This is a genomic window from Paenibacillus konkukensis, from assembly GCF_023523925.1.
Taxonomy (GTDB): domain Bacteria; phylum Bacillota; class Bacilli; order Paenibacillales; family NBRC-103111; genus Paenibacillus_S; species Paenibacillus_S doosanensis.
Genome location: NZ_CP027059.1, coordinates 5,701,972 through 5,722,385 on the forward strand (window position 1 = coordinate 5,701,972; position 20,414 = coordinate 5,722,385).

The following is a 20,414-nucleotide window of genomic DNA, read 5'->3' on the forward strand; positions in this document are numbered from 1 at the left end:
GGCGGGCGGCAGACGAAAGGAGAGAACGGCGTCATGAAGAAACCGGTTAGGCCCGGGGCGCTAAGCCCTGGGGATACGGTAGGCATTACGGCTCCTGCGAGCTGGGGCGACAGGCAGCGGATGGAAGAGTCGGCGCGTTATTTGGAACGGCTCGGTCTGCGCGTGCGGATGGGGGAGACGCTTGTGAAGCGGCACGGTTATTTGGCGGGAACCGACGAAGAGCGGGCGCGCGAGCTAAACGGCATGTTCGCCGACCCGGAGATCAAGGCGATCCTCTGCGCGCGGGGCGGTTACGGCACGGGAAGAATCGCCGATCTGCTCGATTACGGTTTGATCAGGGCGAATCCGAAGGTGTTCTGGGGATATAGCGATATTACATTTTTGCATATGGCCATGCTGCGCTATGCGGAGCTGGTGACGTTCCACGGCCCGATGCTGATCGATTTGGAGGAAGAGGAGCCCGACCCGTTAACTTTGCAAAATTACGAAACGTTGTTGAACCCGTCCGCGCTTCGTTATACGGAGGAGATTTCTCCGTTACATACGCTGGTCGAAGGGGAAGCGGCGGGCCAGCTGGTCGGAGGCAATCTGTCGCTGTTGGTCAGCACGCTCGGGACGCCTTATGAGGTCGGCACGAAGGGGCGCCTCCTGTTCATCGAGGAGATCGACGAGGAGCCTTACCGAGTCGACCGGATGCTGAATCAGCTGCGGCTGGCAGGCAAGTTCAGCGATGCGGAGGGCATCCTCATCTGCGATTTCAACAACTGCGAACCGAACAAGCGCAAGCAGTCGCTTACGCTGGAGCAAGTGTTCGGCGATTATATCGTCCCGGCGGGCAAACCGGCGATGGCGGGATTCAAGATCGGCCACTGCTCCCCGAATATTGCCGTTCCTATCGGCATTGAAGCCAGAATGAGCACCTCAGATAAAGTATTGGAATGTATCGAACCCGGTGTAAGGGGATAAGGAGGCAGCAGCCATGTTTATTCAATCCATAGAAGTGATGAGACAATCGACCCCGCTCAAAAAGCCGTTCAAGACCGCTCTGCGCACCGTGCATCACGCGGAATCCGTTCTTGTGCGCATCCAGTCGGACGACGGCCGAGTCGGCTGGGGAGAAGCACCTGCGACCATCGTCATTACGGGAGATAGCCTGGACAGCATTCAATCGGCCGTGGAGAACGTATTCGCTCCTTTGCTGGTCGGACGCAGCCTGCTTGCCTACGAGCAAATACTGCAGACGATTCATCATGCGATGGTCGGCAGCAGCAGCGCCAAGGCGGCGGTCGACATGGCCGTCTACGATTTGGTCGCACAGCACTGCGGTTTGCCGCTCTATCAATTCCTCGGCGGTTATAGGGACCAGATCGAAACGGATTTTACTGTCAGCGTCAATTCGCCCCAGGAGATGGGAGAGGATGCGGTACGTTACGTGCAGGAAGGGTTTAACGTGCTGAAAATTAAGGTAGGCAAAGACGATATTCAGGAAGATCTCGCACGGATCAAGGAGGTTCGAGACCGCGTCGGCAGCGGCATTCGGCTGCGGGTTGATGCGAATCAGGGCTGGCTGGCCAAGGACGCCATCCGGGCTATCCGCCGTATGGAAGACTGGGGGCTGGACATCGAACTTGTGGAGCAGCCCGTCAAAGCTCACGACATCGACGGACTGAAGGCTGTTACCGACGCTGTAGAGACGCCGGTGATGGCCGACGAGAGCGTGTTCTCGCCTGCGCAAGCTATCGAGGTGCTGCAGCGCCGCGCCGCGGATATGATCAATATTAAGCTGATGAAGGCCGGCGGGATCTACAAAGCGCAAACGATTAATCATATCGCCGAAGAATTCGGCGTGGAATGCATGGTCGGCAGCATGATCGAATCGCGCGTCGCCATTACGGCGGCGGCTCACCTGGCGGCCAGCAAGAAAAATATTACGCGATGCGACTTCGACGCCCCGCTCATGATGCTCAGCGATATTGTGGACGGGGGCGTGCGGTACGACGGCCGGGTTATGACGTTCCCGCAAGAAGCGGGTCTGGGCATCCGCAGCGTCGCTTATAATCAAAGCGTGGGGGTGGGGATATGAGCCAGGGCGAACGCAAAATTGTCGCCGTCTCCGTCGCTTGCGTATGGACGAAGCCGGATTCCTCCCGCCTCGTAGATGAGCCCGCGCTGCAGCGGCCGGCCGGGATCAGAGCGTGGCTGGACGCCATGACGCTGGAGGAGAGGCTGGATTTGTGCAATGGAAACCGGCTCCAAACGCAAGTCTTGTACGGTACGGAGGTTATTGTTGCGGAGGTGCAGGGAGAATGGGCGAGAATATTTATCCCCAGCCAGAGTACGCGCAAAGAGGCCGCGGGTTATCCGGGCTGGGTCCGCTCGGCCCAATTAGCCGATCCAGCGGCGGATTCGGGGCTTCTTCCGCGGGCCGATGTCGTCTCCGCCGCCGCCTGGCTGCATACGGCCCCGGCTGCGGAGGCTCGCTCGCTGGAGCTGAGCTTTATGACGTCGCTTCCCGTTCTGGCGGAGGAGGCGTCCTGGGTGAAGGTGCGGACTCCGGACGGCATCGGTTATTTGCAAACCGGCGACGTGCGGATCACCGAATCGTCTCCGGCATCGGTTACCGCATCCTCAAACGGTCACGTTGGCGCCAGCATCCTCGAACAGGGGCGGCGTTTCCTGGGTCTTCCTTATCTGTGGGGAGGGCTGTCCTCCTTCGGATACGATTGCTCCGGTTTCGTATATTCCATGCACCGCTATGCGGGAATTACGATTCCCCGCGACGCCTCCGATCAGGCGCGGCACGGACTTTTGGTCGAGAAGGAGCGGCTCGAGCCCGGCGATCTGCTGTTCTTCGCATATGAGGAAGGGCGAGGGGCCGTCCATCATGTCGGCATGTATGCCGGACACGGCCGAATGATTCATTCCCCGGAGACGGGCAAAACGATAGAAATTGTCGAATTAAGCGGCTATAAGCTGGCGCTTGAACATTGCGTTTCCAGAAGATATTGGAGTTAAACTTTTCCATACGAGCTATCTGCCGAAAACAACCTTCTCCGTCGAGAGGGTTGTTTTTTTGTCGTAAAACCCCGGAGTATACGGGTTGCCAGGCTTTGGAACTGGTTAAATAAAGCTTATTGAGTGTTACGTTGGGCTGAAATACACTACAGGTAGCGCTGTCATTTCCTGTTGAGTCTGAAGTTTCAATCAGTTTAATAGGCAGTTTCAATAGGGTGATTAAACCTTCTTGCCGAATCAGAGGCGCTGGCGACTTGCGATGTGTAAATGCTTACATGGGGGAATGCGGATTTGGGAAATACCGGGCAAGAGAAGTACTGACAAAAAACAAGGTAAGGAGAAATGCGGATTGAAACGACAACGATGGTTTTCATTGATGATGTCGCTTGTGCTGCTGCTTTCATTGGTTCCGGCTCCGGCGTTTGCGGATTCGGAGGAAATGATAAGCATTTCCAGTGACTGGATAGGAAGGGTGTTTGGCAATCTTGGAGGGGACCCCTCATATCCTACCTATCAAATTGCAGAAAATGATAACGGATCGGTAACTCTTAAAAGCTCTGGAGGTAAGAGTAAAATTGATTCCAGTTCAGAGGGAATCGCCTATTACTTTAAGGAGGTTCCGGCCGACGGTAATTTTGAATTGTCTGCCACGGCCAGTGTAGAAACGATAGCAGCGGATAAACAAGCCTCGTTTGGGATTATGTTGCGTAATAAAGTTTTAGAAACATCTACAAATGACAAAGCCCATACAAGTGATTATGTCGCACTGGGGGCTTATGATCTAGTGATGAAAGGGTTCTATAAAAAAGGCGGATCTCAGGTAAAAACAGGTTACGAGTTCGATAAAGCAGCCGCTCCGAGCGCAGGACAAGTTTATGACTTAAGCATTAAGAAGTCAGGAAATGTGTATTTGCTCAAATGCGGAGATCAAACTCAAGTCATTGAAAATTTATCTGATAACTATCTATATGCCGGGCTTTATACGTCCAGAAACGCCACGGTTACGTTCAGCAATGTGACGCTGAAAATGGATACTCGCACAATTAAGGAGCTGAATCTGGATTACTCTTCTATGAAAACGACTTATATTGTCGGCGAAGAGCTTGATCTAAGCGGCTTAAAAGTAACGGCAGAGTACAATGATGGCACTATAGAATCGCTATCGAACAACGATTATGCCGTTTCTGGCTTTGATAGCAGCAAAGAAGGAATTAATACCATTACCATAAATTTTGGCGGCGTTACAAAAACGATTGATCTTAACATTGTTCCACTATACGTAAATAGAATGGAAATAAAGTATTTGCCTGCGCAGACGGTTTACTATAAAGGAGATGTTTTCGATCCTGAAGGGATCGTAATAAGTGCGGATTACAATACCGGGCAAACTTCCGAGCTCGAAGCGGACCAATACACCTTCGCCATTCCCGGCGCCGAAGCGACCGATGCGGGCTTTGTATTCAACAATCCCGGCACGTATACCGTTACGGTAAGCTCCGTGATAACTCCGGCGATGACGGCAAGCTTCGACGTTACGGTGAAGGATGCGAGCGTAACGGGGCTGGAGATTAAGCAGCTTCCAGCGAAAACGGCTTATTTTATCGGCGAAACATTGGATTTGGACGGGCTGGTCGTCTATGCCAAGTACAGCGATAACTCCTCGGTAAGATTGCTCAAAACCGAGTACACGGTAACCGGGCTGGACACAAGCTCGGCAGGCGAAAAGTATGTTACGCTAACTTATAAAGGAAAAACGGTCGACATTCCTCTTACCGTCAGAGTGAAGCAGCCTACGGGCATCGAAGTGACTAGCTACCCCAAAACCACTTATACCGTGGGCGAAGCGTTCGATGCTGCGGGACTGGAAGTATCCACGGTGTACGATAGCGGGGATAAAGAGGCTTTGAGCGGCGGGCAATACTCGGTCGATACAGCCGCTTATGACAGCAGCCGCGCAGGAACTTACGCGCTGTCGATTGTTCCGGCCGATACGGGCCTGGCCCCGATTTCTCTCAGCGTTACAGTGAGAGAAGCGAAGGAATACGCATGGAAGAGCATCCGTTTCGGGCAATCCACGTCCGATGCGAAGAATACGGTTACGGTCAATCCGGACGGATCGGTGAAGCTGGAAGCCAAGGACGGCGGCGGTAAAGTAACCGGAGACCACGACGGTATCTCGTTCTATTACACGGAGCTGGACGCTTCCAAGGATAACTTCGTTTTATCCGCCGACATTACAGTGACGGAGTTTGCCAAAGACTCGTATGACGGCCAGGAGTCGTTCGGCATTATGGCCAGAGACGTCAACGGGACGGCCAAGGATTCGTCCGTCTTCGCCTCCAATATCGCTGCCATAGGCGGCTTCAGCGGAGGAACGACCAAGCCGATCGGGACGCAGCTGTTCGTGAGAACCGGTGTAGCGAAGCCGGACGGCACGGGAAGCAAAGGCGTGCAGAGCATTATGCTCAAAAACGAGCGCCCTACGGCCAATAACACGTACCCTAAAGCCCCTTACCGGCTAACATTGTCCAAAACGAACAGCGGATATACAGGGAAGCTGAACGATGGGAACGAAGAGATTTTCTTTACACCGGATATTTTGAACGTCCAGGATTCCAAAATGTACGTAGGCTTCTTTACGGCGCGTCTTGCCACGATTGAAGTGAGCAATATCAGCTTGACGGTGACGGCGGCCGAGTCCGACGCGCCTAAGGTTGAGCCGAAGCCTCAGCCGGCAACGCCGACTTTCGATATCGTATCGCTGGATAAAACCTCCAACGCCGACTACGCGCTGCTGCTGAATTCGAATGTCGACGGTACCGTGACAGTGAAGCAGGGACAGCAGGTTATTGCCCAAGATGCGGCAATTGCGGGCGGTAAGACGCTTAAGATCCCGGCAACGCTCGCACGCAACAGCAATACGAATTTCAGCGTAACGTATTTGCCTAACGATACGGAGTATTTGACATCGTACGATAAGATCGTAAGAAACTTTACCGTAACGATGAAAACATATGCGGACAACGGCGATATTTACGTCACGCCTAACGGCTCCGACAGCGGACTGGGTACCGTAGAGAGCCCGCTCGATTTGGATACGGCGGTTCAATTCGTCAATCCGGGCCAGAAGATTATTCTGGCGGACGGCAGCTACGTTCGCAATGCGAAGCTTGAGATCAAGAAATACAATGACGGCACGGCCGAGGCGATGAAATATCTTGTTGCAGCACCCGGAGCCAAGCCTGTCATCGATTTCGACAAAAAATCCGAGGGCGTCGTGCTGAGCGGCAACTACTGGCATATCAAAGGTATCGATGTTGCCCGCTCGGCGGACAATACGAAGGGCTTCACCGTCGGCGGCAGCCACAACATCGTGGAAGGCAGCCGGTTCTATGAAAACGGCGATACCGGTCTGCAAATCAGCCGCACGGACAATTCCGACGATATCGCCGATTGGCCTTCTTATAACCTGATTCTTAACAGCGAATCGTTCGATAACCAAGATCCGTCCAATAATAATGCCGACGGCTTTGCCGCCAAATTAACGGCGGGCGTAGGCAATATTTTCCGCGGCTGCATTTCCCACAACAATATTGACGACGGTTGGGATTTGTATACCAAAGCAGGCTCCGGCGCTATCGGGCCGGTTACCATTGAGAACAGCATCGCGTACCATAACGGCACATTAACCAACGGTACGGTAGGCAGTGGCGACAAGAACGGATTTAAACTGGGCGGCGAAGGCATTCACGTTCCGCATTTGATCCGCAACAGCATCGCCTTCGGCAACGGCGCTTACGGGTTTACCAGCAACAGCAATCCGGGTGTCAAAGCGGAAAACAATATTTCTTTCAACAATGCGGGAGCGAATTTGAACTTCTCCACCTACACGGGGATTCAAACCGACTTTGAGATCAACGGTTTTGTTTCCTATCAGAAGGATTACACCAGCAAGGATAACTATCCGGAAGAACTGAATTCGGACATCAACTATATGTTCAACGGCACCGTATCCGCGAATCAATCCGGCGTCGTGCTTACGGATGCGAATTTCGTCAGCTTGACGGAAGCTTTGCCTTATCAAAGAGACGCGGAAGGAAATATTATTTGGGGCGATTTCCTGAAATTCATCGCTCCGAACACCGAGCCGGTAACGGTTCCGTCTGCTCCTACCGAATTGAAAGCAACAGCCGGAGATAGCCAAGCGGCTTTAAGCTGGACTACGGTAACAGGAGCAACCTATTACAACGTATACAGTGCGAAGTCGCAGGAAGGTCCGTTCACGAAGCTGGCTGCAAACTTGACGGACAGCAGCTACGTCGATACCGGCCTAACGAATGGAACGACGTACTATTACCAAGTGACAGCTGGAAATGCTAAGGGAGAAAGCGGCCGCTCCGCAACCGTGAGCGCAACGCCGCAGCAATCGATTCTAGCGCCTGCAGCGCCGACGGGCTTGAAAGCGACGGGAGGATACTACTCGGTAAGCTTGTCGTGGACGGGGTCGGCAGGAGCAAGCGGTTATCATATTTACCAAAGCACGGCAGCCGACGGCGCGTTCTCGAAGGTAGCTTCCACCGTAACGGAAGCAGCGTATACCTTAACCGGTTTGAATGCCAAGACGGCCTACTATTACAAAGTAACGGCATGGAATGCCGCGGGCGAGAGCGATTATTCCGCTCCAGCAAGCGCAATTCCGTCCGGCTCCAATAATAGCGGCTCCCGCGGGGGCGGCGGGGGAGCCGGGGCTCCATCGACGGGCAACAGCGTGGAAACATCGGACAGCGGCACGAAAATTGTCGGCACGCCAGTGATCGAGACTGTTAACGGGAAGAGCGTCGCCACGGTCAAACTGGATGCGGCTGCGTTGACGAAGGCTCTGGAAGCCGCCAAGAACGAAGCGGCTCCAACCATTATCGTCGAAGTGAAAACGACGGAGTCCGTCTCCAGAGTGCAGATTCCTGCAGATGCATTGGCCCAAGCGGCCAAGACGGCTCCTAATGCGGTGCTGTCGATACAAACGGCAAACGCAACCTATGAATTGCCGCTGAAGGTACTGGATGCGGCCGAACTGGCTAAGCAGCTTGGAACGGAAGCGGAGAAAGTAACGATTAACGTCACGATTGAAAAAGTATCCGGCAGTGCGCTCAGCGAAATGACAGCTAAAGCGAAGGAAGCGGGAGTGACGCTGCTGTCCGCTCCTATCGAATTTACGATTACGGCGGAAGCCGGAAACCAAACGGTTGCCGTCAGCGACTTCGGACGCACGTATGTGACAAGAACGATCGTTCTGACGCAGGCGCAAACGGGCGGGTTCGATGAAATTTCAGCGGTCATGTACAACCCGCAATCCGGGGAGTTCAGCTTCGTGCCTTCGGTCTTCAAGAACGCAGGAGGAGTGACGACGGCCGCTATCAAGCGGACGGGCAATAGCACGTATATGGTTGTTCAAGCAGCCAAAACCTTTGCCGATCTGAAAGGGCATTGGGCGCAAAAGGACGCCGAGCTGCTGGCATCCAAAGGATTGGTCAACGGCATGACGGCAACGACGTTTGCTCCGGATAACCGGATCACGCGTGCGGAATTCGCCGCGCTGCTGGTAAGAGCGGCAGGATTGACACCGCAGACGTCGTCTTCATTCTCCGATGTCAAAGCTTCCGACTGGTACGCAGGCGCTGTCGGCGCGGCTGCCAAGGCGGGATTGATCGACGGCTTCGAGAACGGAACGTTCCAGCCGAACGCAACGATTACCCGTGAACAAATGGCCGTCATGATCGACCGGACCCTCAAGTTCACAGGCAAACAAGGCAATACGAATACCGGCAAGCTTGCCGCATTCAAAGACAGCTCCACCATCTCGAGCTGGGCTCAAGATGCCGCAGCAGGAGCGGTCAATGCCGGAATCATTAACGGCTTGACCGACACCGAATTCGCGCCTCGCGAGCAGGCTTCCCGCGCAGAAGCGGCCGTTATGCTCAAGCGGCTGCTGCAATACGCGGAGCTGATGAACTAACCGGATCGCCTTACGAGCGAATAACCGGATGAACAAAAAAGAGTCTATCCCCCGAGAAAGAGGGATAGACTCTTTTGTTCTTAATAACAGAACCATTTCTTCCAAATGTCATACGATTCCTCAGGGGGGCAGTTGTCCTTATTTTTCTCGTACCAGTCCCGGAATTCATCTTCTTTTCCCCAATAATCATGGTATTCGTTATGCCCTTTGTTGCCGAAGATACGGGATAAGAAATCGTTGAACGACTGATTGATCTTGCTGTTGCTGTTATTATTGCTGTTCTTGTTGTTGTAACTGTTGTTATGGCCGCTGGAGTTGTAACCGTTTGAAGCGAAGGCGGAAGTCGGCAGTAACAGCGCGCTTACGACTAGAGCTGCGCATACTAATCTTTTGATAGGCGGCAAGGTGCGAAAGTCCTCCTTTGTTATGGGATTTAAGTAGGAAAAAAGTTCGTTATAAAGAATATACCTCATAATGAACATTTTGAGAACGAAAAATTTGCCGCTTAAGAAAATATAGCGATTCCTATTCGATAAGCGCTTTACGTGCCGATAAGTCCAAACGGTTTAAATACGGCCAGCAATCCGATTTCTTTCCACATCATATCGTTATCCGTGATCGTACCGCCCGAGGCGGTTGGAAATGCAGGGACCGCGGAGCCGGACGTTCCGTTATTTTGGGCTTCATACACATGCCCTGCCGCAACAATCCGGCTTCCTTTCGAATAAGCCTTGCCCGCCGACCATGACAAATTGCTCGCATATCCGGCCGTCGTGCAAATCCAACCCACATATCCGCCCGGAGCGGGGGAGGCGTTATAGATGATTTGGCCCAGAGCGTATTTACCGCTCACCGGCACGGCGTTCATCCGATTATCGGTCAAGCCCGAGTTGATATCGAGATTGCCCAGCAGGCGGACGGCGGCGCTCGCATCCATCGTTACGTTGTTGAACAAGCATTCGGCAATCGTCATCGCCCCATCGTATGTGAGCCAGTGGAGATTGATCGCCGTATTTTCCATATAGCTCTTTGTAATGGCCGCTGTGTTTGGACTGTCCGGTTTATAAATTTTGGCGTTAAGGAAGGTGCCATTGCTCAAATTAGCGGCCCCGAAATTGACCTGTACGCCTTGGAATAGCGCGCCGTCAAGGTTAACCTTGGAATAAACGTTATTGGTGCCGAGCGTAATGTCTCCGCCCATAGCGCCTGTCTTGGCTCGCATCGCTTTGAGATTGCTGATGTGGCTGCTTTGCAAATTTCCCGTGCCTTCAATAATGGTGAGTCCGTCGATTGTGTTGGGTCTTCCGACATAGTTATCCGGCGGCTTAATGGAGACGTCGCAGTTTTTGACCGTAATGTTTTTTAACGCAGCGCCGGCAACAAGGGGGATAAACCCCGTGCTTCCGTCGTAGTTGTTATTGTCTCTCCAGTCCTTTTCTACCGTTATATTGGAAATGTAACAGCGACCGTAGTTGTAACGGGATATGTTAAAGCCGCTTGTTCCTGCGTCCGTAATGGTAACTGGCTTTCCTCCCTTGGTCTCCGATACTTGAAAGCTAATGCTGGTTACATTGACCGTATAGTACAATTTATCGACGCTGATGCCTGAGGGCACCTTACCGAACCATTGCTCGAAGCTGATTTGGGCTCCGTTGCCCATGCCGTGAGGAGTGTTGTAGGTAAATGTACCCGTTGTGACGTCGACCGCAGCCGGCATGCCGAAGTAGCCGTATATGCTGGAGCCGTAGAACAGCCCGTCTTTAATCTGGCAGTTGTCGACAAAAGCCCCCTGGACATTGGACAAATTCAAATGTGCTTTGTTCAGCACAGCTCCGTTCACGAAATTATTGCCGGATACGGTGAGAGAGCCGCCGATAAACGTGTTGTTGATATATTTGACATACCACTGGTTTTGGTAAGAGCTGACGCCTCCGACTGTATAGCCTTCGAACGTATTGTTCTGCAGCGTAATGTAAGTACCGTCAGCATTGACGAAATGGCCGCGTGCGTTGTGATGAATATAATTATTGTATATATAAATTCGGTAGTTCGTTTCGAGCCCGGAAGTTTGGTTCAGATAGATGCTTTTGAACGGAATATTGCTTTCTCCGACCATCGATTCGATATCGATCCCGAACATCGGAGGTATGCCGTTACGAAAGTCGCTGGTCGTCCCGTCGTCGGCATAGCCGATATGATGGATCGTATTGTTCATGACGTAGACGTCGTTAGGTCCGCACAGGGACATTCCCTGTCTGCGGCAATGATGGATCGTGCAGTCGTGAATATAAATATGCTGCCCTATCTGTTCCTGGCTATATTGGGACGGATCGTCGTAATAGACCCCGATGCCCGTCAAAATGCCGTCGCCGGTGCAATTGGCAATCTCGACGCCGCTTACTTCCACATAGTTAGAACTCAGAATACCGATACCTAAGCCGCTTTCATGCGTGTAGTAGGAGTTATCGATTTTGGCGCTGATTTGTGCAATCTGCTCGTCGGTTAACGGGGAAGAGGAAATATCGATAACGAACACCATCTTGTTCGCGTTATCGATCGTATCGAACCACCCCCGCCCGGTCGGCGCGGCAGGCGCGAATCCGCCGTTATTGCGGAGATTGACGAACGTATCCTTGGACACCGTATCTTTGTATTGATAAAAGCTGTACGAGGTTGCGGCGATGCCGTCAATCGACCATAAACGGAAGTTGGACAGAAGTCCCGGATTGGCATAACGATCAATCACTTCGCTGCGAATGAAATTCGGATCGTCGTTCAGCGAGCCGTCCGCATTGACGCCGCCGCGCGTAAATTTGACAAAGATTTCGAACCAATGGTTCTGCTTGTCGCCGATCAGCGTTCCGCCGGAAATTTTGGCGTGCCGGACTCCTTTGACTTCAATTATGCGGTAGCTTGGCGAGGAATTGGCCTGCAGCTGCAGAACGCAATCTGCGTGCAGCTCCAGATGCATGCCGCCCGGCATGGAGATGGCGGTTCCATTCGAATCGATCTGCACGCTGTATGTCCCTCCGGGCAGCAGGACATGATTGTATCCTTTCTCCTTAGCCCACGCTAATGCATCGTTAATTCCTTTGGTCGTAGCTTCGGGTTCGGTCCCGTCATTGCGAATGCCCCAAGACTCCGCCTGGATGAGATAAGAAACAGGGGAGCCCATGCCTGCTTGCAACTGCCCGAGCAGCGTTTTCAGATTCGTGTTCGGGTCGACATACACGGCATCGGACACCGTAATCGGATATATATATTCGTTGTCGTCGGTTTTTAATTTTTTCAGCTTGCCCTGCATAGGTTGCACCTCCTAAATTAAAAATGGATTGCGCAAGCGGCGCGCTAATTGCTCACCCATGTGCCTCCTTGCAGCTTGGCCGTCTGATTGTTGCCGCTTCGATCCGGAACGTCCGGCCCGGTGAACGGTTTGGTGAAATCATAGTAAGCAATCACATGTCCATTCAACAAAAATTGCACGCTATACAGCAGCCCTTTCATGGGAATGGCTCCGAGCTGGTTGGAGAATAGAGCGACGGGGGCCTTTCCGGGAGAAACAAGAGATAGAACAACCACGGTGCGCTGTCCGCTCGGGAGCACGGTGGTTGTACCGACCAAGCTTGTTTTATCTATTCCGTCGACCATCACGGATTTCCAGCCGGACTGCAGGAAATCCCGGCCCGAGCTGTCTCTGCCGAAGGTCGTTAGCGCAATGCCTCTGGAAGCGTCGAGGTAGGCGGAATAACCTCCCGCTTTCGGAGATGCGTTCATATCCATAATGACGGTATCGAACGACAGCGGTGAAGTCAGAATATATTCGTTGACGCCGTTCATTGACAAGGCGTAGGTTTGCGCCAAAGTTGTAACCATAACGCTGACACCGCTGGAACTAAGACCGTCTTGACTTTTGGCTCTAACCGTGAAGGTATATGCGGTTTGCGGGCTTAGGCCGTCTACCGTATACGTCGTGGCGGCTGTTGTCCCTACCGGGGCCGAGCCGTTGTAAATGTCATAAGCCGCGATAGTCGGCGATGTGCTCGCTGTCCAGGATAAAGTAACCCGGGTAGCTCGTACATCCGCTACGATCAGCTGAGTCACTTCGTTCGGAGGAACGGTGTTGATGACGGTAACGCCTTCTCCTCCCGCCCAATCTTCGTAATAAACGGAATTGTCTGCTGGACTGTCATTTTCACCAGCCATGGACATCACCTCTTTATTTAATGTCGTAAAACCGGAGACAGAATCACAGAGGATAGGGGGATGCGAAATGCAGCCCCCTAAGCTAGCGGCCCAACCGCCGTTAGGCGATGCTTCAAGGAAGATCTCAAACCTCCCCCTAGTCGATAGAGTGTTTATTGCCATAAAGGAAAATATAAGTTATCGGGGGTCCCGCCAAGAATCAATTCAAATAGCACCGGACACGCAGGTTCATGCATCGTGGAAAGGCAACGAATATAAGCTGTTCTCAAAGTATAATATGTCCCAAAAATTGGAATTGTGAATAGGCATTTCATTCATCATTGTATGCTAAAGAGAACGAAGGCAGCGTTCGACGGTAAGTTTCAAGACGGTGATTTTAATTCTGTGAAATTTGATACAAAATGGATCAAACCCTAGGAAAACGCTGTTGACATGATACAAAAAGTGTCATAAAGTAGTATCTATAGCCAATGATACAAAAGGTATCAATGAAGCCGGGAGTTAGCTGAAAGAATACTTCCTACGGAGGAGAAGCATGGAGATTAATTTAAAAGAGTATATCATGATGATAAAAAAGCGGCTGTGGATTGTCGTACTATTCGTACTTGCCTCCACGATGTTGACCGCCTTCTACAGCACCGTCAACTATCAGCCCGTCTATATGGCCGCAACCAAATTGATCGTTAACAAAACGAGCGAAAAGGACATGACGGGCAAGGAGCAAATCGATTATGCGGCGATCGGCGTCAATATTGCTCTCATCAATACATATAAGGAAATTATTAAAACCCCCGCCATTATGGATAAAGTCGTGCAGCGCTATCCCGACCTGAACTTGTCCGCAGAACAACTCATCGCTATGACCAACGTATCCGATTTGCATGAAACCCAGGTTATGACGATCGTTGCCCAGAGCGGCTCCTATGAAAAAGCGGTCAAAATTGCCAATGCCGTCTCCGATGTGTTCCAGACGGAAATTCCCAAAATTATGAAGGTCGATAACGTAACGATATTAAATCGGGCCAAGATGCAAGACAACCCCGTCCCCATTAACAAAAAATCGAACCAATACATCGTATTAAGCTTCGCTGCCTCGCTGGTCATTTCTATCGGAATCATCTTTTTATTAGAAGCTTTGGACGATACGGTCAAGACGGAGGACGATGTGCGCGAAATGTTCGGAGCGTCGACTCTGGCTCTGATTCCCAAATTGAAGGATAAAGAGATAAATGCGGGCAAACGAAGCAAGTCCCGAAGGAAGGTAGGTGAGGTTGCACATGCCAAAACCATCCAATAGCGAGATTATAATGGAGCAAAATCCAAGTTCGGCCGCCTCGGAAGCATACCGTTCGTTACGGTTCAATGTCGAGGCATCGGCCTTCGATGACGGAATCAAGACCGTGACGATTACTTCCGCCGCAAGAGGCGAGGGCAAATCGACGACGGCGCTCAATCTGGCTTTCGCTTATGCTCAGATCGGCAAGAAGGTCGTGCTGGTCGATGCGGATATGCGCCAGCCTTCCCTGCACCGCACATTGGGCGAGGAGGGAAGCAGGGGGTTGTCGGGTTATTTATCCGCCTATTGTTCCATGAATGAGATTGTGCAGGAGACTCATGTCAAGAACTTGTCCGTTATCACGGCAGGCGCCGTTCCGCCGAGTCCCGCCGATCTGCTCGCATCCCATGAGATGGTCCTGCTGCTGGAAGCGCTGAAGAGAAACTACGATATGGTATTTATCGATACGCCTCCGGTACTTTCCTTAACGGACGCGAAAATTATGGCTTCGCAATGCGACGGCGTGCTGCTGGTCGTGGAATACGGCAAAGTGAAACGAAATGTAGCGAAGAAGGTGAAGGAAGAACTGGCACTAGCCAAAGCAAAGCTGCTCGGGATCGTCATGAACAAAATTAGCGGCCAGGCTGCGGAAGCGTACTGAGTGCGGAAGCTCTCCGCTATGCCGGGAATGATCGTGAAAAAACACTGAATCTCGGAAGAAAGAGGGACTTATAGTGAGAAGAAAAAGACATAGGCTGGTCCGCCGGAGGGTCAAAACGGTTGCCGTGCTGGCTCTCAGCTTCGCCATCATTGCCGGCTGCTCGGAGACGATCCCGCTTGAGCACAACGCAGCCGGCGCCGGCAGCGGTCAGGAGCAGTCGCAATCGCAGCAGCCGCTGAAGAACGTCAAGGTTATGAAGGTCGCCAAGCAAAAAATCGGAGATCCGCTTGTTCATGCCGGCGATGTGCAGTCTTCAGTACAGTACGACATTGCGGCCAAAGCGAGCGGAGACGTAGAGGCTATTCTGAAAGCCCGCGGAGATATGGTTCAAGAAGGAGAAGTCATTATCAGGCTTAATTCCACGGACGCCCAGTTTCAGAAGGAAAAGGCGGCCCTTGCCGTTCAGACGGTTCAAGACGCCATTGCGAAGGCCAAGGAACGGGCGAAGAAAGACATGGATAACCAGAAGCGGGAGCTTGCCAACTCCATTCAAAAGAGCGAGCAAAATTTGGTCGATCTGACCAAAACGTATAACAAGACCAAAAACGATTACGAGGTCGGGCTGGCTACGAAGCTGCAGGTGTACCAAATGGAGGTTCAGCTCCGCAACGCCCGCATGGATTTGGAGCAGCTGAAGCAGAAGTCGGATATGCTTGAGCCTATCGATGCGACTTCCGAATTGGAAACTCAGCTGAAAGGGGCTCAAATGACGCAGCTTCAGGTAGAGCAATCGATGAGTTACTTGGAGGTTAAGGCGCCGGCGAGCGGGATACTGACCGAGATGCCGCTCGAAACGGGGATGTCGCTGCAGCAAGGAGCCAAAATCGGCGTTATTCAGAAGCTGGACCCGATCAAGATCAAGGCCCAACTGAAGGAAGAGGAATATAAGTATGTCACGGGAAAATCCGAGCTGACCTATTATTTGCAGGGGGCGGCGCAGAAAAATAAAGGGAAAATCAGCTTCTTGGCCAAGGTAATCGATCCGGATACGAAAGCGTACGAAATCAATGTCGATGTACCGAACCAAAATATGGAGTTAAAGCCCGGAATGAAAGTATGGCTGCAATTGACGGAGGATCAGGATCAGATCGTCGTGGCGGTACCTACTTACAGCATCGTCAAGGAAGGCGACGACAACTATGTTTTCGTGCTGAATGGGGATACGGTCGAGAAGCGCAAAGTGCAGCTGGGCCGGCTCAACGATTCTATCCAGGAGATCACCTCCGGAGTGAATGAGGGCGAGCAAGTTGTCGTTGAAGGCATGAATCAGCTGAATGATAAGGAAAAAGTCAAGTCCGCTGCTGTGGAACAGCAAAAATAAAATTGGAGTGAACCGAATTGATAACGAAGTGGAAACGAATCTTGGTAGTATTCGCCTTGTTGGTCTCCTTGCTGATCCCTCCGATGCCTCCTCTCGCGACGGCTCAAGAGGGGGCGCCTGCACCTGCGGATTATTATGTGACGGAAACGGTGAAAGCATCGGTAAAAAATATTCTTAACGAGCAGGCGCCCGAAGGGGTGAGAATCGCCGCCGTCGTCAGACTGTATAACGAAGGCTCCCGTCTGACCCGGGTGCCGGATTATGAAGTGCGGGCAAAGACGGACGGTGGAATCGAGTATACGCTTCGGCCGAGCGCGGCCAACGCTATTGCGATACAGCCCAAGGAAACCGTCGAGCTGACTTACATGATTGTCGTCGACCGGGAGGACGCCTTCTCGGTATCACAAATCTCGTGGGTTGACGTGGATGAATTCGTCTCTCCGAGAAAAGAAACGACGATGCTGTCGATTCCCGTATCCTCGATTGAATGGAGAGGGGATCTCGGAGCATTCAGTGATCCGTCGGTTAATAAGCAGTGGGGTGAAGCCTTCACGATCGCCGAGCTGTCGCCGGTTATCGAATATAAGCCGATCAGTCTGATAGAGCAGAATACGCCCCAGGGACCGAAAAGCATTCTCACGCTGCTTGCTGAGAACAAAGGCGATAAGAAGAAAACGATCCCGGATTTCTTGATCAACGGCAAAGCCGAACAAAAAGTATTTACCGGCAAGAGGCTGGAGCAGGATGCGGTAGCTCTTGAACCGAACGAGCAGAAATATATTCATTACGCCATTCCCGCAGGAAAGAAGGAGGAAATGAAGAGTCTCACCGTTCTGACGCCGGAAAGCTTCGCGGTTGACGATAAGACGAAGATCGATTATTCCATCGGCCGGTTCAGCATCGCGCTTCCGGACGGCAATGCCGCCGCCGCTTCGGTTGAGCAGTCCGAACCTTATGAAATGAATCAATGGATTCGTTTCGATCCGTTAAACCGCGTCATTCAGCCCGAAATCGGCGTTGCGCTGGTAGATTTGCACATTCATGACAGCGTAGGCGGTGGCTTTAAGGCGGCAGTCGCCAAGTTCAAGCTGCAAAACCGCAGCGATCGCCCTATGCCCGTCCCCAAATTCCAGGCGCAGTTAGTCAGCGCGGCGGGCAACCAATATACGGGAAACCGGCAAACTACCGTAGTGGAGACATTAGCCCCGAATATCAGCTACGTCATCTATTATACGTTCGTGCTTCCCACGACGGAGAAAGGCGAACGGCTGACGATGGAAATTTTGGATGGTGACAGCGTTGCTCCCTATAATATCCCTATCGCCAGACTGAAGACGAAGGCTCAATCCGATCAAAGCGATGGAGATATCCAGTTTTACCCGTTCACGGTCAAATTCAACAGCTGGAAAGAAGAGGTGTTCTATGGCTCGGCGAAGTCCAGTCTGCCTTATTCTTACAAGCTGACCTTGGATTTGGACGTGAAGCTGCAAGATCAATCCGTCGTCGATCAGAGCTTCCCCAAATTAAAGGTCGAGCTCGTAGACGCAAGCGGCAATGTCATAGGCTCAAAGGCGCTTCCTTTCACCGGGGACAACCGCGTAGCCAGCGGCATACAAACGTTCAGCATGGATTCGACGCTGTTCGAATTTTCCAATACGCTGCGCGTGTATGAAACGGTCGACACGCCTTTCGGAGAAGCGGATCGGCTCGTTGCGACGCTCCAATAAAGATTCCTTTAGAATGGCTGCGGAAGCGCAAGAAACCGATTGACAGCTTTCGATGAAGATGCTATTCTGAGATCGTTCTTAATAAAGAACAATATTTGTTCGTTATGGATAATTCGAAATGACTAATTCATTATAACGAACTTCGCTCGGGCAGCGGAAGCCTGGAATCATGTCGGATTACGGAGGAACAGGATGAGCGCCATCGCTGGAATTTATCATTTAGACAACGAGCCGGTACTTGCCGAGCATGGCCGGACGATGATGCGAGAGCTTGAGAAATATCCTGCCGATGCGATCCGTACATGGAACAGCGGGGCGGTATTCCTGGGCTGCCATGTCCAGCACATTACCCCGGAAGCCGTCTATGAGCAGCTGCCCTACTATGACGCCGACAGGCAGATTGTCATTGCGGCGGATGCGATATTGGATAACCGGCCGGAGCTAGTTCGCTTGCTGGAAGTGGATTATGAGCGCAGGCGCAAGATTACCGACAGCGAGCTGATCCTGCTTGCTTACGAGAGGTGGGGCCAGGAGGCTCCGCAGCATTTGATCGGCGACTTCGCCTTTATGCTGTGGGATGCAAAAGCGAGGCAGCTCTTCGGGGCGAGAGATTTCTCCGGCTCGCGCACGCTGTACTACTGCCGCAGCGGCATGCGTTTCGCCTTCTGCACCGTGATCGGGCCGCTTCTGTCGCTCCCGCGCATGAAAGCGGAACTGAATGAAAGCTGGCTGGCGGAATATCTCGCCATATCGGGCATGATTGATGTTGTCGACACGGCGGCAACCGTCTATAAGGATATCGAGCAGCTGCCGCCTGCCCACAGCATCACGGTGACGTCATCCGGAGCGAGGCTCAGCCGTTACTGCACCTTGACTCCCGGGAAGCCGCTGCGGCTGAAATCGGACGGAGAATACGTCGAGGCGTTTCAAGCCGTGTTCGGCGAGGCCGTAACGAGCCGTTTGCGCACGCATCGTCAGGTAGGGGCCCAACTGAGCGGGGGATTGGATTCCGGCTCCATCGCCGGGTTTGCCGCAGGAGCGCTGCGCAAGGAGAACAAACCGCTGCATACGTTCAGCTATGTTCCTTCCGGCGACTTTCATGACTATACTTCCAAGCGGTATATGGCGAACGAGCGTCCGTTCATTGAAGCGACGGTCCGGCATGTCGGCAATATCCGAGACCATTATCTGGATTTCGAAGGGAGAAATTCCTTTCTGGAGGTGGAAGACTTCCTCGATTTGATGGAGATGCCCTACAAATTTTTTGAAAATTCCTTTTGGCTCAAAGGGATCTTCGAGAAAGCCCGCGACGAGCAGGTTGGGGTGCTGCTGAACGGCGGCCGGGGCAATCTGTCTATCTCCTGGGGATCGGCTAACGAGTACTACGCTATTCTTCTCAAAAGGCTGAAATGGGTCAAATTGTTCAAGGAACTGGACCAATACAGCACTAAAACCGGAGGAAGCCGCTACCGCCGACTGCCTCTCATAGCCCGAACGGCCTTCCCGTTTATCGATAGGATGGTCCCTCAGGCTGATGCTTACCCGTTCCCGCCGCTCATTCATCCGGAATTCGCCCGAAGGACCGGAGTATTTAAAAAGCTGCAGCGCTTCGACATCGACGAATCCGGCTGGTACGGCGGTATAGATGCTTACGAGATGAGAAAAAGGCATTTTGAAGAGCTGTTTCATTGGAATGCGAGCAATACGCTGGCCGCGAAGCTTTCGCTGCGCTACGGCTTATGGAAGAGAGATCCGACGAACGATCTGCGTGTGATCCGCTTTTGTCTGTCGGTTCCGGAGGAGCAGTATGTGCAAGGCGGGATGGACCGGGCGCTGATCCGAAGGGCTACGGAGAACGTGCTGCCCGATCAGGTCAGGCTGAATCAGAAGGTTCGGGGGGTACAGGGTGCGGATTGGGTTCACCGTATGATTCCGCATTGGAACGCATTTAGGGAAGAGCTTCATCGGCTCTGCGCCGACGAGAGGATGCGGCAAATATTAAACGTTCCTGCAATAGAGAAGGCGCTGCACAAGCTGCGGGAAGGGGTTCGTCCCGAACATGCGATCGACCCGGATTATAAAGTCCTCATGCGCAGCTTGATCGTCTACCGGTTTATAAGCCGATTAACATGAAGGGA

The 20,414-nt window shown here is 52.4% G+C and carries 13 protein-coding genes; 9 read left to right on the forward strand and 4 right to left on the reverse strand.

Translation table 11 applies throughout. From position 1 onward, the window contains the following. The first annotated feature begins 33 nt into the window (after positions 1–33). Genes SK3146_RS24800 through SK3146_RS24810 form a run of 3 tightly spaced genes read left to right on the forward strand, consistent with a single transcriptional unit; the run spans position 34 to position 3,015 of the window. Complete coding sequence (locus SK3146_RS24800; protein ID WP_249866428.1) at positions 34–966, forward strand: S66 peptidase family protein; 933 nt, start codon at positions 34–36, stop codon at positions 964–966. A 13-nt stretch (positions 967–979) separates the two neighbouring features. After that, complete coding sequence (locus SK3146_RS24805; protein WP_249861276.1) at positions 980–2,083, forward strand: dipeptide epimerase; 1,104 nt, start codon at positions 980–982, stop codon at positions 2,081–2,083. Then, positions 2,080–3,015 (forward strand): C40 family peptidase, encoded by a 936-nt coding sequence (locus SK3146_RS24810; protein WP_249861277.1) that lies wholly within the window; start codon positions 2,080–2,082, stop codon positions 3,013–3,015. The genes SK3146_RS24805 and SK3146_RS24810 overlap by 4 nt, the downstream gene beginning before the upstream one ends. 194 nt (positions 3,016–3,209) lie before the next feature. Here SK3146_RS24810 and SK3146_RS24815 read toward each other — a convergent pair whose 3' ends face one another. Then, positions 3,210–3,419, reverse strand: a complete 210-nt coding sequence (locus SK3146_RS24815; RefSeq protein ID WP_249861278.1) for a hypothetical protein — start codon at positions 3,417–3,419, stop codon at positions 3,210–3,212. Positions 3,420–3,802: 383 nt separating this feature from the next. On the opposite strand from SK3146_RS24815, the gene SK3146_RS24820 reads away from it, so the two are divergent. After that, positions 3,803–9,028: a bacterial Ig-like domain-containing protein gene (locus SK3146_RS24820; RefSeq protein ID WP_249866429.1), complete on the forward strand. Its 5,226-nt coding sequence runs from the start codon at positions 3,803–3,805 to the stop codon at positions 9,026–9,028. Between the two features lie 80 nt (positions 9,029–9,108). Here the strand turns inward: SK3146_RS24820 and SK3146_RS24825 are convergent, their stop codons facing one another. The 3 genes from SK3146_RS24825 to SK3146_RS24835 form a co-directional block, all read right to left on the reverse strand. Further along, on the reverse strand, positions 9,109–9,432 hold the full coding sequence (locus SK3146_RS24825; RefSeq protein WP_249861279.1) for a hypothetical protein: 324 nt from the start codon (positions 9,430–9,432) through the stop codon (positions 9,109–9,111). A 137-nt stretch (positions 9,433–9,569) separates the two neighbouring features. Continuing rightward, positions 9,570–12,332: a right-handed parallel beta-helix repeat-containing protein gene (locus tag SK3146_RS24830; protein ID WP_249861280.1), complete on the reverse strand. Its 2,763-nt coding sequence runs from the start codon at positions 12,330–12,332 to the stop codon at positions 9,570–9,572. 44 nt (positions 12,333–12,376) lie between these two features. Next, positions 12,377–13,231, reverse strand: a complete 855-nt coding sequence (locus SK3146_RS24835) for a fibronectin type III domain-containing protein (RefSeq protein ID WP_249861281.1) — start codon at positions 13,229–13,231, stop codon at positions 12,377–12,379. A gap of 562 nt (positions 13,232–13,793) precedes the next feature. Here SK3146_RS24835 and SK3146_RS24840 point away from each other — a divergent pair. From SK3146_RS24840 to SK3146_RS24860, 5 genes are all read left to right on the forward strand, one after another. Further along, entirely contained in the window at positions 13,794–14,528 is a 735-nt protein-coding gene (locus tag SK3146_RS24840; protein ID WP_249861282.1) for a YveK family protein, read from the forward strand. Then, entirely contained in the window at positions 14,509–15,168 is a 660-nt protein-coding gene (locus SK3146_RS24845) for a CpsD/CapB family tyrosine-protein kinase (RefSeq protein WP_249861283.1), read from the forward strand. Before SK3146_RS24840 ends, SK3146_RS24845 begins: the two co-directional genes overlap by 20 nt. A 73-nt stretch (positions 15,169–15,241) precedes the next feature. Continuing rightward, the gene (locus SK3146_RS24850) at positions 15,242–16,549 is read left to right on the forward strand and encodes an efflux RND transporter periplasmic adaptor subunit (RefSeq protein WP_249861284.1); all 1,308 of its coding nucleotides are present in this window, start codon (positions 15,242–15,244) and stop codon (positions 16,547–16,549) included. A gap of 17 nt (positions 16,550–16,566) precedes the next feature. Further along, positions 16,567–18,276, forward strand: coding sequence for a hypothetical protein (locus tag SK3146_RS24855; protein WP_249861285.1), 1,710 nt, complete (start codon positions 16,567–16,569; stop codon positions 18,274–18,276). A 192-nt stretch (positions 18,277–18,468) separates the two neighbouring features. Continuing rightward, on the forward strand, positions 18,469–20,409 hold the full coding sequence (locus SK3146_RS24860) for an asparagine synthase-related protein (protein ID WP_249861286.1): 1,941 nt from the start codon (positions 18,469–18,471) through the stop codon (positions 20,407–20,409). Positions 20,410–20,414 lie beyond the last annotated feature (5 nt).